This window comes from Streptomyces sp. 35G-GA-8 (assembly GCF_023534745.1).
Taxonomy (GTDB): Bacteria; Actinomycetota; Actinomycetes; order Streptomycetales; family Streptomycetaceae; genus Streptomyces.
The window spans coordinates 229,087-244,723 of record NZ_JAMHJQ010000008.1 but is presented as its reverse complement, the minus strand read 5'-3'; the positions used below and the strand labels follow the sequence as shown (position 1 = coordinate 244,723).

Below are 15,637 nucleotides of genomic sequence, written 5' to 3'. Positions count from 1 at the left end.
GGCGCGGCAGAGAGGAGGGGTGGGCATCGCCAGGCGCGACGCCCACCCCTCCCGCATTCCGGTTCTGCCCACTCGCGCGCATGATTGTTCCAGGGGGCCACACGTCCCTTTTCGCTCGTGTGTGCGTACGGACGGCGGATTCGCCGGGTCCGGCACCGGGTGAGGCAGGACAGCTCTTGTCCGGGCGTCAACTCTGAGAGGATGACGATCCGGGCGGGAGGGAGCCAGTCATGGACGACAAGGAAGCGCTCAGGGTGGGCGCGGCCGTCCGCAGGAGGCGCAGGTCTCTGGGCCTGACGCTGGCGGCGGTCGCCGGCCGTAGCGGACTGTCCGTGCCGTTCCTCAGCCAGATCGAGAACGAGCGCGCCAGGCCGAGCACCCGCTCATTGGAGCGGGTGGCGGACGCCCTGGAGACGACCCCCGCCCAGCTGCACGCCGCCGCCGACTCGGCCCGTACCGTCGATGTCGTACGAGCCGCCCCCGGGCCCGGGGTCCGCCGCGTGGTGCGCGGCGGTCACCAGCTGAACGCCAAGGAATTCACCGGTGAGCAGGACACCGGCAGGGAGTACCAGCACCGCAACGACGAGGTGATGTACATCGCCGACGGCGCCGCGGAGGTCGAGGCCGAGGGCCGGGCCTACCGGCTGGAGCGCGGTGACACGCTGTATCTCTCCGGTGGCGTACGGCACCGCTGGCGTGCCACCGAGCCCGGTACCCGCATCCTCGTCGTGGCCGTCGCCGAGAACATCGACGCCACCATCGACCCGCCGCGCTGAGGGAGCGCCCCATGCCCGGTGCGCCCACGCGGGGGCCGCGCGTCGTCTCACTCGTCCCCTCGCTCACCGAAGCGATCGCCGTCAGCGCGCCGGGTCTGCTGGTGGGGGCCACCGACTGGTGCGTCCGTCCGGCCGGTCTCGATGTCGTACGCGTCGGCGGTACGAAGAACCCCGATGTGACGGCGATCGCCGCGCTCCGGCCCGATCTGGTCGTCGCGAACGAGGAGGAGAACCGCGCCCCGGACCTGGCGGCGCTGCGGAACGCCGGGCTCGATGTACTGGTCACCGAGGTCAGAACCCTGGACCAGGCCCTCACCGAGCTGGAACGGGTGCTCGTGGCGGGGTGCGGAGTACGGGCGCCGCGCTGGCTGGCCGACGCGCGGGCCGCCTGGGAAGCGCCCCCGCCCTCGTCGTACGGGCCACGCGGGGCCGTCGTACCGATCTGGCGCCGCCCCTGGATGGTCCTCGGCCGTGACACCTTCGCCGGGGATCTGCTGGCCCGGCTGGGTGTGGTCAATGTGTACGCGAACCACCCCGAGCGCTATCCGCGCATCCCGCTCGACGAGCTGCGGGCCGCCGGAGCCGATCTGGTGGTGCTGCCCGACGAGCCGTACCGCTTCACCGCGACCGACGGGCCCGAGTCCTTTCCGGGGCTGCCCGCCGCACTCGTCGACGGGCGCTTCCTCACCTGGTACGGGCCGTCGCTGGCAGGGGCACCGGCGGCGCTGCGGGCAGCGCTCCGCTGAACACCCGGCGCAGCGTGCACCACCCGGCCGCCGACCAGGCCGCGACCAGCAGCGCGAACAGCCCGACCGCCAGCCAGTCCAGGGCCACCAGGCCGGTGTGCCGGCCCAGCCCGGCCGCGCCCGTCACACACGTACCGAGCGGGAAGGTGAAGGCCCACCACGTCATCGTGAACCGCATCCCACGCCGGACGGCCCGTACCACCAGCGCCGCCGACAGCGCCAGCCACAGCAGGGCGAACCCCATCACCGGCACGCCGTACACCACGGCGAAGCCGCCCAGCGCGGCCGCGTACGGAGCACCGATCGCCCCGGGCGCCACATCGGCCAGCTGGTTGACCGCGGTGGTCGACTGCCCCAGCGGGCCGAGCACCAGAAAGAGCAGCGGGGTCAGCGCGAGCGGGAGCGGACCGCGCGCCACCAGCCGGCCGAAGATCAGCGGCAGCATCATCAGCGTGGCGAGCAGGCTCACCCCGAACAGCGCGTAGCAGCCGAGCAGCAGCGCGGCCCGCCCCTGGCCCGCCGCCAGATGCGGCACCAGCAGCGGGCCGACCGCCGCCGAGACCATGGGGGACACCACCGGCAGCAGCCAGACGGGCGACGCGTCGGCGGGCTCGACGCGATGGCGTACGACCATCAGATACGGGATCGCCACGGCGACGACGAGACCGAGCAGCGTCCCCGCGCCGAACAGCACCGCGTCCACGGCGAGCGCCGCCCGCTCGCCCAGCACGTCCCGCCCCACCAGCAGCGTGGCTCCGCCGACGGCCAGCAGCGCCATGGCCGCGCAGCCGTAGAACGGCGCCATGGCCGGATCGAGCAGATCGGCGCGTGCCCGGTCGCGGTGGTACAGCCAGTGCCCGGCGCGGGCGGCCAGGACGACGACGAGCAGCAGCGCCGACAGCGCCCACACCACGACACAGGCGGCCCGCAGCCCCGGTATCTCCAGCGGCAGGCCGGCACCCGCGCTCGCCACGATCGCGGTGCCCATCACCGTCGCGTACCAATTCGGCCCGAGATACCGGAGCGCCGGCAGCCGCACCCGCGCGGTGGAGCGCGAGGCGGGGGCGGTGATGTGCGCGAAGGTGGTCATGGCTCCCACCCTCGCGCGAGCGCCCGGACCCCACCAGACCCGTTCTCCCTATGAGGTCATAACCTGGGCTTATGGCCGATGTACCGCCCGCCGCCGCCTCCTCCGCCGGACCGTCCCCCGCGGGTCCGTCCCCCGCGGGTCCGCCCGCCGCTCGGCCTGCCGCCGAGTCCGCCGCAGCCCAGCCCGCCGGCCAGCTCGCGCACCGGGTGCCCGATCTCGGTGCGCTGGAACTGCTGCTCGCGGTCGCCAGGCTCGGCAGTCTGGGCCGGGCCGCCCGCGAGATGGGGATCTCCCAGCCCGCCGCCAGCAGCCGGATCCGGGCCATGGAGCGGCTGCTCGGGGTCGCGCTGGTCGACCGCTCGCCGCGCGGCTCGCGGCTCACCGACGCCGGCACCCTCGTCACCGACTGGGCCCGGCGCGTGGTGGAAGCCGCCGAGGTCTTCGACGCGGGCGCGCAGGCGCTGCGCGACCGCCGGGACTCACGGCTGCGTGTCGCCGCCTCCATGACCATCGCCGAGTATCTGCTGCCCGGCTGGCTGATAGCGCTCCGCCGGGCCCGGCCGGACACCGCCGTCTCCCTGCACGCGGGCAACTCCGCCGCGGTCGCCGAGCGGCTGCTCAGCCATGAGGCGGACCTCGGTTTCGTCGAGGGCGTGGCCGCGCCGGAGGGGCTCGACTCCGCCGTCATCGGCCATGACCGGCTGCTGGTGGTCGCGGCCCCCGGCCATCCCTGGGCCCGGCGCCGTACCCCGCTCGACCCGGGGGAGCTGGCCGCGACCCCGCTGATCCTGCGCGAACCCGGCTCCGGCACCCGTCAGGTGCTGGATGCCGGGCTCAGCGCGTACGGCGGCCTCGCCGAGCCGCTGCTCGAACTCGCCTCCACCACCGCGCTGAAGGCCGCCGCCGTGAGCGGGGCGGGTCCCTGTGTGCTGAGTGAGCTCGCGGTCGGCGAGGAACTGGCGGCCCGCCGGCTCGTCAGGGTGCCGGTCGAGGGCATCCGGCTCCGCCGCGACCTGCGCGCGGTCTGGCCGGTCGGCAACCGCCCCGCGGGCCCGGCCCGGGACCTGCTGTCCCTGACGCGCGGAGCCCTGGACTGACCGGCCGGCCGGTCCAGGGCCGACCAGCCGGTCGGTCCGGGTGGACCGGCCGGGTCCGGATGTCCCGTCAGGGCCTGGAGGCCGCTCTGGAGGCCGCCCTGAAGGCACTCGCCGCCTTGACCAGCGCGGTCATGACGCGGGTGTCCTCGGCCATCTCGGGATGCCACTGAACGCCCAGGACCCAGCGGGGACCGGGCAGTTCGACCGCCTCGACCGTGCCGTCCGCCGCGACCGCCGAGACGGTCAGCCCCTCTCCGAGCCGGTCCACCGTCTGGTGATGGTGGGTCGGTACGGCGAACTCCTCCGGTACCAGAGACCCGTAGCGGGTGCCCGCCACCGGTGTCACCGGATGCTCCCCGAAGGTGCCGGTGACCGGTGAGGTATGGCCGTCCACGTGCTGACGGAGCGTCCCGCCGAGCGCCACATTGAGCAGCTGCATCCCCCGGCAGATGCCCAGCAGAGGGGTGCCGGAGTCCAGCGCCGCCTCGATCAGTGCCAGTTCCCAGACATCCCGCTCCGGTGCGGGCGGTCCGGTACGGGGGTCCCGCTCGGCCCCGTACCGTACGGGCTCCACATCAGGACCGCCCGCGATCACCACCCCGTCGAGCCGCGCCACCATCCGGGAAGCGGCCGACGGATCGTCCGGCGGCAGCATCGCGGCCAGCCCGCCCGCGCGCTGGACGAGCCGGGGATAACCGGCCGGCAGCAGCGCCGCGGGCAGGTTCCAGACGCCCCACGCGGCGGACTCCTCCAGATAGGTGCTGACGCCGATGAGCGGCTTCATGGACCGGGCCTCCGTCGTTCGTTCGTCGTATGTCGTTTGTCGTTCCCGTGCGTGTGCGTGTGCCTGTGCGCCTGCGCGGTGGCGTTCGCGTAGGTGCCCGCGTCAGCCGCGTTCGAGCTCGGCCTCGGCCGCGGCCAGCGCCGCGAACTCCTCTTCCGGGGCCGCGGCGACCAGCCGGTGCCGACTGTAGAAGGTGAAGTAGGCGAGGGCGACGACATAGACGCCCAGCGCGATGAACGCCGCGTCCTTGTCCACCAGGAACGTCGCGACCAGCGCCGACAGCGCGAGTACGAACGCGACGCCGGAGGTGAGCATGCCGCCGGGCGTGCGATAGGGGCGGGGCAGCTCCGGCTCGCGGCGGCGCAGCACGAGATGCGACAGCGCCATCAGCGCGTACGAGATCGTCGCGCCGAACACCGCGACATTGAGCATCCGGCCGCCGTCGCCGGTGCCCGCCGCGAGGGCGAAACCGATCGCGCCCGGGATCAGCAGACCCAGATAGGGGGCTTTGCGGCCGCTCGTGAGGGACAGGAACCGGGGCAGATAGCCCGCGCGGGAGAGCGCGAACAACTGCCGGGACCCGGCATAGATGAGGGAGAAGAAGGAGGCGATGAGACCCGCGAGACCCGCGTAGTTCACGAACCGGCTCAGCGCGGTCGGCTCCCCGTCCCCCTGGAGCGCGACCACCAGCGGATTGCCCGCGTCCTGGACAGCGGCCGAACCGCGCGCCCCCGTCGCCGCGAAGAAGGTGATCAGCGCGAGCAGTACGAGCACTCCCATGGCGATCGACAGCGCCTTCGGCATCGACCTGACGGGGTCCTTGGCCTCCTCGGCGGCCAGGGGTACGCCCTCCACCCCCAGGAAGAACCACATACCGAAGGGGAAGGCCGCCCAGATGCCCAGGACTCCGTACGGCAGCCAGGAGCCGGAGCCGAACGCATCCTGGTCCACGGGGATGTCATTGAGACCACTGGCGTCGAACTCGGTGAAGGCCCCGACCGCGAAGATCAGCAGCGCGGCCACCGCGATCGCGGTCACCACCAGGCTGAAGCGCAGGGCCTCGCCCACACCCCAGAGATGGATCCCGATGAAGATCACGAAGCACGCGAGATAGACGGGCCAGCCCGCCGTCAGGCCGAAGAGATTGAGGGACTCGACATATTCGCCGATGAAGATGGAGATGGCGGCCGGCGCGAGGATGTACTCGATGAGGATGGCCGTACCGGTCAGAAAGCCGCCCCACGTGCCGAGCGCGCGCCGGGCGAAGCCATAACCGCCGCCCGCGGTGGGCAGGATGGCGGACAGTTCGGCGAGGGAGAAGACCAGACAGGCGTACATCACCCCCATCAGCAGCGTGGCGATCGCGAGACCGCCGAAGCCCCCCTCGGAGAGACCGATGTTCCATCCCGAGAAGTCCCCGGAGACGACATAGGCGACCCCGAGGCCGGTGAGCAGCAGCCAGCCCGCGCTGCCCCGGCGCAGTGTGCGCCGTCGCAGATACTCGGCGTCCCCCTGGGGCGTGTCCCGCTCGGCGCCGTCGGCCGTGGCGGCCGGTGGGACGCGCGAGTCCGTGCCTTCGGACATGATCCGCTCCTGCCTCGGAGTAATGGTGTGGGGCCACACCATTGCCGCATGAGCGGCCCGGCGCAAGCCCCATGCGTTAATCGGCTGTTACGGATCGGGAAAGCTCCCGGCTCCGCCCGGCCGGCCGCCGGTTCGGGCTCTCCGGCCCCCGGCTCAGGCCAGGAAGCCGCGCAGGAGCGCCGCCGTGCCGCCGCAGTGCTCGCGCGCGATCTCGCGCGCCCCGTCCACGTCGCCGTCGAGCACCGCCTCGGCCAACGCCGAGTGCTGCCGCTGCGAGTGCTCCAGATTCCGCACCAGCAGCGGGATGCAGTCCAGCAGATCGTTCACCGTCGCCCGCACGGCGGCGTACTGCGCGGTCAGCGTCGCCGAGCCGGACAACTCGGCGAGCGTGAGATGCAGCATCGTGTCCAGCCTGCGGTACTCCGTCAGCGGCGCGTCCTGTGTGGCCGCCAGCGCCGAGCGCAGCCGCTCCCGCTGCTCGCCGGTGAGCGGGTGTCCCGCGCACAGCTCCGCCGCGCCGACCTCAAGCACCTCGCGGAAGCGCAGGACGTCCTCGATGTCGACGCCCGCCACCCGGCGCCGCAGCTCCTCCTCCGCCCCCCGGGCGGGCGTGTCGGGCCGTGGCCGTACGAACGTGCCGCCGTATCTGCCGCGCCGGCTCTCCAGCAGCCCCTGGTCCTGGAGGACCTTGAGGACGTCGCGCAGCGTGACCCGGCTGATCCGCAGCCGCTCCGCCAGCTCCCGCTCGGCGGGCAGCCGTTCACCGCCCGCCACCAGACCGAGCCGCACCACCTGGAGGATCTGCTCCAACGCCTCCTCGAAACCGTTTCCCGCCCGCACGGGCCGCAGCACCGGCGTCAGCGGGTCCGCGTCCGGCGGGTCCACCGGCTCGTTCGTCTTCGCCACGTGGCCGTTTCCCCTTCCCAACCAAAGGTCTTCAGGAATACCTTATGGCTTCCGGCTGACCGAAGGAGGAGTAATCCCGTGGCAGACCGCACACCCCCGCTCCGCGTCGAGGAGCTGCGCGTCCTCGTGGAGGGCGGCGAGATCGACACGGTCGTCCTGGCCTTCCCCGATATGCAGGGCAGACTCCAGGGAAAGCGGTTCGCCGCACGGTTCTTCCTTGACGACGTCCTGGAACACGGCACCGAGGGCTGCAACTATCTCCTCGCCGTCGACACGGAGATGAACACCGTCGACGGATACGCGATGTCCTCCTGGGACCGCGGCTACGGCGACTTCGCGATGCGCCCCGACCTCTCCACCCTGCGCCGCGTCCCCTGGAACGACGGCACGGCCATGGTCATCGCCGACCTCACGTGGAACGACGGCACACCCGTCGTCGCCTCGCCCCGCCAGATCCTCCGCCGCCAGCTGGAGCGCCTCGCCGGACACGGCTACACCGCGTACGCCGGTACCGAGCTGGAGTTCATCGTCTTCAAGGACACCTACGAGCAGGCCTGGGACAGCCACTACCGCGGACTGACCCCTGTCAACCAGTACAACGTCGACTACTCCATCCTCGGCACCGGCCGTGTCGAACCGCTGCTGCGCCGGATCCGCAAGGAAATGGCCGAGGCCGGGCTCACCGTCGAATCCGCCAAGGGGGAGTGCAACCCCGGCCAGCACGAGATCACCTTCAAGTACGACGAAGCCCTCGTCACCTGCGACCAGCACGCCATCTACAAGAACGGCGCCAAGGAGATCGCCTCCCAGGAGGGCGTCTCGCTCACCTTCATGGCCAAGTACAACGAGCGCGAGGGCAACTCCTGCCATATCCATCTCTCGCTCCAGGACGAGCACGGCACCCATGTCATGGCCGGGGACGGACCAGGCGGGATGTCGCCCGTGATGCGTCACTTCCTGGCGGGCCAGCTCGCCGCGCTCCGTGACTTCTCCCTGCTGTACGCGCCCACCATCAACGCCTACAAGCGCTTCCAGCCGGGCTCCTTCGCCCCCACCGCCGTCGCCTGGGGCTATGACAACCGCACTTGCTCGCTACGGGTGGTCGGCCACGGCCGGTCCTTGCGCTTCGAGAACCGGCTCCCCGGCGGCGACGTCAATCCGCACCTCGCCGTCGCGGGCCTGGTCGCCGCCGGTCTGTACGGCATCGAGAACGAGCTCGAACTCCCCGAACCCTGCGCGGGCAACGCCTACACATCCACCTACGAACAGGTCCCGACCACCCTGCGCGAAGCCGCCGAGCTCTGGGAGAACAGCCCCATCGCCCGTGCGGCCTTCGGCGACGAGGTCGTGGCGCACTACCGCAACATGGCGCGCGTCGAGGTCGAGGCCTTCGACGCCGCGGTGACCGACTGGGAGCTTCGCCGCTCCTTCGAACGTCTGTGAGGAACGACGTGCACGAACACCACGCCGCCGGACATCAGATCCTCAACCCCGCCACCGGCGAGACCATCGCCACGGTCGCCGCGACGACCGCGGCGGAGGTCGACACGGCGGTACGCCGGGCCGCGGCGGCCCAACGCGGCTGGGCGGCGACCGCCCCCGCCGACCGCGCACGGCTGCTGCGCCGCTTCGCCGTCGTCGTCGACGAACACAACGAGGAACTGGCCCGGCTGGAGGTCCGCGAGGCGGGGCACACCCTCGGCAACGCACGCTGGGAGGCGGCCAATGTCCGCGATCTCCTGGACTACAGCGCCGGGGGAGTGGAGCGGCTGGCCGGCCGGCAGATCCCGGTCGCCGGCGGACTCGACATCACCCTCCTGGAACCGCTCGGCGTCGTCGGCGTGATCGCCCCGTGGAACTTCCCCATGCCGATCGCCGCCTGGGGCACCGCCCCCGCGCTCGCGGCGGGCAACGCGGTGCTCCTCAAACCCGCCGAGACCACCCCGCTCACCGCACTGCGACTGGCCGAACTCGCCCTGGAAGCAGGGCTTCCCGAGCATCTCTTCCAGGTCCTGCCCGGAGCGGGTGACGTCGCGGGCAACGCGCTGGTCGAGCACCCGGGCGTCGCCAAGATCGTCTTCACCGGATCCACCCGCGTCGGTAAACAGATCATGGCGAAGGGCAGCGCGCTGCTGAAGCGCGTGACCCTCGAACTCGGCGGCAAGAGCCCCAATCTCGTCTTCGCCGACTCCGATCTGGAGCGGGCCGCCGCGACCGCCCCGATGGCCTTCCTCGACAACTCCGGACAGGACTGCTGCGCCCGCACCCGCATCCTCGTCCAGCGCGAGGTCCACGACCGGTTCCTGGAACTGCTCGCCCCCGCGATCGAGTCGGTCGTCGTCGGCGACCCGTCCGACGAGAAGACCCAGATGGGCCCGCTGATCTCGGCGGTCCAACTGGAGCGCGTACGGTCGTACGTCCCCGACGGCGCGAAGGGCATCCGCGGCACCGCGCCGGACGGCCCCGGGTTCTGGTTCCCGCCGACCGTCCTCACCGATGCCGCCGCCGACTCCCCGGTCGCCACCGAGGAGGTCTTCGGCCCGGTCGCGGTCGTCGTGCCCTTCGAGGACGAGGAAGACGCCGTCCGGCTCGCCAACGCCACCGACTACGGGCTCGCCGGGTCGATCTGGACCCGCGACGTGGGCCGCGCCCTGCGGGTCTCGCGCGCCGTCGCCGCGGGCAATCTCTCCGTCAATTCGCACAGCGCCGTCCGATACGGCACACCGTTCGGCGGCTACAAGCAGTCCGGACTCGGCCGAGAACTGGGGCCCGACGCCCTGGCCGCCTTCACCGAAACCAAGAACGTCTTCATCAGCACGGAGGCCTGACCCATCATGACCGCCCCCACCAACGACGCCATCTGCCGCCGACTGGTCGGCCGTACCGCCGTGATCACCGGAGCCGGCAGCGGCATCGGCCTGGCCACCGCACGCCGACTCGCCGCCGAGGGCGCGCATGTCGTCTGCGGCGATATCGACGAGACCGCGGGCAAGGCCGCGGCCGAACAGGTCGACGGCACCTTCGTACGTGTCGATGTCACCAACGCCGACGAGGTCGACGCCCTCTTCAGGATCGCCCACGAGACCTACGGCAGCGTCGACATCGCCTTCAACAACGCGGGCATCTCGCCCCCCGAGGACGACTCGATCCTCACCACCGGCCTGGACGCCTGGCGCAAGGTCCAGGAGGTCAACCTCACCTCCGTGTATCTGTGCTGCAAGGCGGCCATCCCCTATATGCGGCGGCAGGGCCGGGGCTCGATCATCAACACCGCTTCCTTCGTGGCGCGTATGGGCGCGGCGACCTCCCAGATCTCCTACACCGCGTCCAAGGGAGGGGTGCTCGCGATGTCCCGTGAGCTGGGCGTGCAGTTCGCCCGCGAGGGGATCCGGGTGAACGCGCTGTGCCCGGGGCCCGTCAACACGCCTCTGTTGCAGGAGCTGTTCGCCAAGGACCCCGAGCGCGCCGCGCGCCGGCTCGTGCACATTCCGGTCGGCCGGTTCGCCGAGGCCGACGAGATCGCGGCGGCGGTCGCCTTCCTCGCCAGTGACGACTCCTCGTTCGTGAACGCCACGGACTTCCTGGTCGACGGTGGTATCTCGGGGGCGTATGTGACGCCCGTCTAATCACCCCCAGGGCGGGTCACCTCCAGGGCGGGCGCCTGAGCATGACGACCCCGCCGGGCCGGTATCCCGGTCCAGGCGTGCTCCTACCACCGGACGCCGGTGGGACGGGGCCGCGTGGACCGGGCCCGCGACACCCTCAGAGGAACGTGCGGCCCTCACCCCGGTACGTCGGCACGGCCGCCACCACTCGGTCACCCTCGATCAGATGCAAGGTGTCGAAGCGCTCGCACAGTTCACCCGCCTTGGCATGCCGGAACCACACCTTGTCGCCGATCAGCAGATCGTCGGCGGCCGGTCCGAGCAGCGGGGTCTGCACCTCGCCGGCCCCCTCCTGCCCGTCGTAGCGCAGCCCTTCGGGCAGATACGGCACGGGCAGCCGGTCCGCCCCCGGCGCCCCCGACGCCGGATAGCCGCCGCCGAGCACGGTCACCACTCCGACACCCGGCCTGCGCACCACGGGCTGGGCGAAGAACGCCGCCGGACGTCCCGTGAACGATGTGTAGTTGTCAAAGAGCCGTGGAACATAGAGCCCCGAGCCCGCGGCGATCTCCGTCACCGCCTCCTCGGCCGCCGTGTGCTGGACGCTTCCCGTGCCGCCGCCATTGACGAATTCCAGCTCCGGAGCGACGGCCCGCACCGCGCGCACCGCCGCCGCGCGCCGCTCCGCCAGTTCCTTGCGGGCGGCGGACTGCATCAGCCGGATCGCACGCGATCGCAGCGGCCGTCCTGCCAGGGCGTCCCCTACCCCGGCCACATGTCCCTCGTATGCCATGAGCCCGACCAGCCGGAATCCGGGGCGTCGGGCTATCGATCTGGCGAGCTCGGCCAGTTGGGCCGGCTCGCGCAGCGGGGAGCGCAGTGCACCAATCCTGACCCGCCCGCCGAACAGCCGCAAGGCCGTGTCCAGTTCAAGACAGATCCGGAACTCCTCACGTCCGCCCTCCCGCGCCGCGTCGATGAGGTCCAGCTGGGCCGGGTCGTCGATCATCACGGTGACGGCGGCGGCGAGCTTGGGATCGGCGGCCAGCTCCCCGTAGGCGGCGCGGTCCGCCGACGGATAGGCGAGCAGTACGTCCTCGAACCCGGCCCGCGCCAGCCACAGGGACTCGGCCAGCGTGAAGGACATGACCCCCGCGAAACCGTCGCGCCCCAGCACACGTTCCAGCAGCGCGCGACAGCGAACCGACTTGCTCGCCACCCGGATCGGCTTGCCTTCCGCCCGCCGCACGAGATCGTCCGCGTTGGCGTCGAACGCTTCGAGATCGACGAGGGCGAGCGGAGCGTCGAGATGAGCGGTGGCGCGGTCGTACCGTGCCCTGTCAGTGGCGCGCGGAGTCATGGAGCGAGCTTGCCAGACGGGATTACCGCACGGTAGGGGGATGATCTGGGCAGATCACCACGTGCCTTCGCGGTCGTTCCCGCCGGGCCCGTTCCACCCCGTAGAGTGACGCACACGCCGCGTCGAACGGGCCTGTTCCGTACGGCGAGTCGGTATGCGGTGGGACCGGTCTGCACAGGTGGCACAGGTGGCACAGGGGGACGGATGAGTACCGAAGCGCGACGCGCTCCTGTACCGCCCCGCCCGGCGGCGCCACCACCCGGCGCGGAGTCCGAGGCGTCCAAGTCCGGGGAGGACACGTCGGCCGACACTCCGCGCCCGCCGAGATCACGCATCTCGGACGCGCTGCTGCCCCCGCCCGAGCCGGTACGGATACCACCACCGCCGTCCGGACCTCCGGCGGCGACCGCTGCCAAGTCCCTTCCCCCGGCAGCGAATCCGGCCCCGCGCACGGCCGTCCCGCCGGCCCCGACGACGGCCCCGGCCCCGGTGCCGACGACGGCCCCGGCCCCGACCGCGGCGACAGCTCCGGTGTCCACGACAGCCCCGGCCCCGGCGAAAGCCTCATCACCGGCGACAGCCCAGGTCCCGGCTCCGACGACGGCCCCGGCCCCGGCCCCGGCCCCGGCGAAAGCCTCATCACCGGCGACAGCCCCGGCGCCGACGAAACCGGTTCCGCCCGTCGGCCCGGCCCCGGCGCCCGTGGAGATCACCACGCGCCTGCGGCCGGTGCCCGCGGCCCCGGCGTCCGCAGAGATCACCACCCGCCTGCGGCCGGTGCCCCCGGCCCCCGCCGGAGCGGTGCCGCGCGTGCCGCGCCCGCCTGCCGCGCCACCGGCGGCGCCGCCCCTGCCCCCCAGGCCGCCCCAGAGCCCGCCCGGGTTCCCGTCGGCGCCGCCGTCGCCGTACCCCTGGTCCTGGCAGCGTCCCGAGACACCCCAGGAGACCACCACCAGGCTGCGTCCCGTGGCCTCACGGCACCAGCCACTCCGGGTCGCCTCCGCCCTGGCCTGCGTCGTGCTCGGGCTCGGGCTCATCGGCGGCGCCGCCACCGGCAGTTGGCTGACCGGGGACTCGGCCGCGGAACCCGCCGCCCGTGACACCTTCGCCACCGCGCGCGGCCTCTGGCACAACGTGCCCGTCGACACCCTCTTCCCCCGCACCCTCTCCGGGGACGGCGCCGGGCCCGGCGGAGCGGACCGCGAGTGGACGAGGATCGGCGTCGCACCGGACAGCGGCTGTGCCGGCACCCTCGATCCGCTGCTGCTCGGCACGCTGCGCCCGGTCGGCTGCGTGCGCGTGCTGCGCGCCACCTACGTCGATGCCACGTCGACCAGCGTCACCACCGTCGGGCTGGTCTTCACCCAGGCCGACGCCCTCGCGATGGAGACCCTGCGCAACCGGTTCCGTGACGAGAACCTGGCTGAACGCGCCGATCTGATGCCCCGCACCTTCCCCGTCAAGGGCACGGTCGCGGGTGGGTTCGGTGACGCCCAGCGCGCGAGCTGGACGGTGAATGTGCTCACCGAGACACCCGTTGTCGTGTTCGCCGTCTCCGGCTTCGCCGACGGACGGAAGGTCACCGCTCCCCAGCCCGTCGACAAGGCCATGGCCAAGGGCGCCACGACCGCGCCCGCGCAGTCCGGTCTCGGCCACGAGGCCAAGGGCATCGCGGACCGGATAGAACGAGGCCTGCGCAAGACCGTCAGCGCCCGAACGGCGACCCCTCAATGACCCCGAACCCTCCCGGCGCACCGATGCCTCCCATGCCCCCCATGCGCTCCACGCCTCCCGGCTCCCTCATGACTCCGGGCACACCGACGCCCCCCGTGCCCTCCGGTCGGCCGGCGCGCCGCCACCGTTTCGCCGCCGTCCTCGCCGCCGCGTCCGTCCTGCTGCTCGTCCCCGCCCCTCCGGCGCACGCCGACGCGATCCGGGCGCAGCAGTGGGCCCTCGACGCCCTGCACACCGAGGAGGCGTGGCGCACCGCTCAGGGCAGGGGCATCACCGTCGCCGTCCTGGACACCGGCGTCGACGGCAGCCACCCCGACCTGGAGGGCCAGGTGCTGCCCGGCCGGGATCTGATCGGCTTCGGGGCACGCGACGGCGATCGCGCCTGGGCCCGGCACGGCACCGCCATGGCCGGCATCATCGCCGGACACGGCCATGGCCCCAACCGCGGGGACGGGGTCCTCGGGATCGCGCCCGAGGCGAAGATCCTCCCGGTCCGCGTCATCCTCGAAGGCACCGACCCCGCCCGCGCCAAGGCCCGTTCCTCCAAGGGCGGCGCCCTCGCCGAGGGCATCCGCTGGGCCGCCGACCAGGGCGCCGACGTCATCAACCTCTCCCTCGGCGACGACAGCGAGTCCGCCCACCCGGAACCGGGCGAGGACGCGGCAGTCCAGTACGCCCTGGCCAAGGGCTCCGTCGTGGTCGCCTCGGCCGGCAACGGCGGCGAGAAGGGCGACCATGTCTCGTACCCCGCGGCCTATCCGGGGGTGATCGCGGTGACGGCCGTCGACGAGTACGGGACGCGCGCCGCGTTCTCCACCCGCCGCTGGTACGCCACCATCAGCGCGCCGGGCGTCAATGTGGTCATCGCCGACCCGGACCGCCGCTACTACGAGGGCTGGGGCACCAGCGCCGCCGCCGCGTTCGTCTCCGGTGCCGTCGCGCTCGTACGCTCCGCCTACCCCGATCTCACCCCGGCGCAGATCAAGAAGCTCCTCTCGGACACCGCGCGCAACGCGCCGAAGGACGGCCATGACGACGCCCGCGGGCACGGCCTCGTCGATCCCGCCGCCGCGATCAAGGCCGGGGCGAAACTGTCCCGTACGGATCTGAAGCGCGAGGCCGCGGGCGCCGGCGGATACGACAAGCAGTACTTCGGCCCCGGCCCCGACGCCCCGCGCGCGGACTCGGAACCCGCCGCCTGGCTCGCCCCCGCGGTGGGCGGCGCCGGCGCCCTGCTGCTGGCCTGCGCGGTCCTGCTCTGGCGCGGCGGTCTCAGACGAACCGGCGTACGGCGCTGACGGCCGCCTCCTCGACCCGCGCGATCCCCGCGTCCTTGGTCGGATGGCCGTCGGACAACACGGCGACCAGGCAGTTCCGTACCCGCCCCACCGAGTGGATGACCCACAGACCGCTGTCGCCCCTCGGCAGCCAGCCGTTCTTCAGCGCCCAGTCGTGGTCCCTCGCCGCCGCGGAGATCCCCCAGTCCTGACCGGGCACCACCCGCCCCATCAGCCCCGCCAGATAGCGGCGCGACCTCTCGTCGAGACCGGCGGGTGCCCCCGGGGCCCTCACAGGGCGTGTCGTCGAATCCGCGTCGGCGAACACCGCCTTCAGCAGCGTCAGTTGATCGTGGGCGGTGGTGCGGGTCAGCCCCCAGGCGGTCGCCGCCGACGTCCGGGTCATCCCGAGCCGGGCATGAGCCGCGTCCAGTCCCGCCACGCCCCCGGCCGCCGTCCGCAGCGCGGTCGCCGCCTCGTTGTCGCTGCGCTCGATCATGGCCGCCGCGAGACCCTCCTCGCCGGCCGTCAGCCACCGCCCCGAGTCCCGCGCCCGCAGCAGCAGCGCCGCCAGGACCGCGACCTTGACCACGCTGGCGGTGACATACGTCCGGTCCCCGCCGGACGCCCACTCGCCCCCGCCGGCCAGGTCGTACACCGCGACCGAGAGATTCACCC

14 protein-coding genes are annotated in these 15,637 nt (G+C 72.6%); 8 read left to right on the top strand and 6 right to left on the bottom strand.

The genetic code is table 11. The features are described from left to right. Window positions 1-230: 230 nt before the first annotated feature. Together M1203_RS20105 and M1203_RS20100 are read left to right on the top strand one after the other, a co-directional pair. The gene (locus M1203_RS20105) at window positions 231-776 is read left to right on the top strand and encodes a helix-turn-helix domain-containing protein (RefSeq protein ID WP_249951135.1); all 546 of its coding nucleotides are present in this window, start codon (window positions 231-233) and stop codon (window positions 774-776) included. A gap of 11 nt (window positions 777-787) precedes the next feature. Continuing rightward, window positions 788-1,522, top strand: coding sequence for a helical backbone metal receptor (locus M1203_RS20100; RefSeq protein WP_249951134.1), 735 nt, complete (start codon window positions 788-790; stop codon window positions 1,520-1,522). Here the strand turns inward: M1203_RS20100 and M1203_RS20095 are convergent. After that, window positions 1,461-2,612, bottom strand: a complete 1,152-nt coding sequence (locus M1203_RS20095; RefSeq protein ID WP_249951133.1) for a TDT family transporter — start codon at window positions 2,610-2,612, stop codon at window positions 1,461-1,463. The two genes, M1203_RS20100 and M1203_RS20095, sit on opposite strands and share 62 nt — an antisense overlap. Window positions 2,613-2,683: 71 nt before the next feature. On the opposite strand from M1203_RS20095, the gene M1203_RS20090 reads away from it, so the two are divergent. Next, window positions 2,684-3,709: a LysR family transcriptional regulator gene (locus M1203_RS20090; RefSeq protein WP_249951132.1), complete on the top strand. Its 1,026-nt coding sequence runs from the start codon at window positions 2,684-2,686 to the stop codon at window positions 3,707-3,709. Window positions 3,710-3,776: 67 nt separating this feature from the next. Here M1203_RS20090 and M1203_RS20085 read toward each other — a convergent pair whose 3' ends face one another. The 3 genes from M1203_RS20085 to M1203_RS20075 form a co-directional block, all read right to left on the bottom strand. Further along, complete coding sequence (locus M1203_RS20085) at window positions 3,777-4,493, bottom strand: gamma-glutamyl-gamma-aminobutyrate hydrolase family protein (RefSeq protein ID WP_249951131.1); 717 nt, start codon at window positions 4,491-4,493, stop codon at window positions 3,777-3,779. Between the two features lie 102 nt (window positions 4,494-4,595). Beyond that, window positions 4,596-6,077 (bottom strand): ethanolamine permease, encoded by a 1,482-nt coding sequence (gene eat, locus M1203_RS20080; protein WP_249951130.1) that lies wholly within the window; start codon window positions 6,075-6,077, stop codon window positions 4,596-4,598. A 153-nt stretch (window positions 6,078-6,230) separates the two neighbouring features. Further along, window positions 6,231-6,983 (bottom strand): FCD domain-containing protein, encoded by a 753-nt coding sequence (locus M1203_RS20075; RefSeq protein WP_249951129.1) that lies wholly within the window; start codon window positions 6,981-6,983, stop codon window positions 6,231-6,233. Between the two features lie 78 nt (window positions 6,984-7,061). Between M1203_RS20075 and M1203_RS20070 the strand changes: the two genes are divergently transcribed. Genes M1203_RS20070 through M1203_RS20060 form a run of 3 tightly spaced genes read left to right on the top strand, consistent with a single transcriptional unit; the run spans window position 7,062 to window position 10,609 of the window. Beyond that, window positions 7,062-8,426: a glutamine synthetase family protein gene (locus M1203_RS20070; RefSeq protein WP_249951128.1), complete on the top strand. Its 1,365-nt coding sequence runs from the start codon at window positions 7,062-7,064 to the stop codon at window positions 8,424-8,426. Window positions 8,427-8,434: 8 nt separating this feature from the next. Beyond that, complete coding sequence (locus M1203_RS20065) at window positions 8,435-9,811, top strand: aldehyde dehydrogenase family protein (protein ID WP_249951127.1); 1,377 nt, start codon at window positions 8,435-8,437, stop codon at window positions 9,809-9,811. A 6-nt stretch (window positions 9,812-9,817) separates the two neighbouring features. After that, window positions 9,818-10,609, top strand: coding sequence for a 3-oxoacyl-ACP reductase (locus tag M1203_RS20060; RefSeq protein ID WP_249951126.1), 792 nt, complete (start codon window positions 9,818-9,820; stop codon window positions 10,607-10,609). Between the two features lie 136 nt (window positions 10,610-10,745). On the opposite strand, the gene M1203_RS20055 is transcribed toward M1203_RS20060, so the two are convergent. Continuing rightward, window positions 10,746-11,948: an amino acid deaminase/aldolase gene (locus M1203_RS20055; RefSeq protein ID WP_249951125.1), complete on the bottom strand. Its 1,203-nt coding sequence runs from the start codon at window positions 11,946-11,948 to the stop codon at window positions 10,746-10,748. A 702-nt stretch (window positions 11,949-12,650) separates the two neighbouring features. On the opposite strand from M1203_RS20055, the gene M1203_RS20045 reads away from it, so the two are divergent. After that, window positions 12,651-13,682, top strand: a complete 1,032-nt coding sequence (locus M1203_RS20045; protein WP_374403464.1) for a hypothetical protein — start codon at window positions 12,651-12,653, stop codon at window positions 13,680-13,682. Window positions 13,683-13,723: 41 nt separating this feature from the next. Further along, entirely contained in the window at window positions 13,724-14,980 is a 1,257-nt protein-coding gene (gene mycP, locus M1203_RS20040) for a type VII secretion-associated serine protease mycosin (RefSeq protein ID WP_249951124.1), read from the top strand. Here the strand turns inward: mycP and M1203_RS20035 are convergent. After that, entirely contained in the window at window positions 14,955-15,635 is a 681-nt protein-coding gene (locus tag M1203_RS20035; protein ID WP_249951123.1) for a serine hydrolase, read from the bottom strand. The two genes, mycP and M1203_RS20035, sit on opposite strands and share 26 nt — an antisense overlap. Window positions 15,636-15,637: the final 2 nt, after the last annotated feature.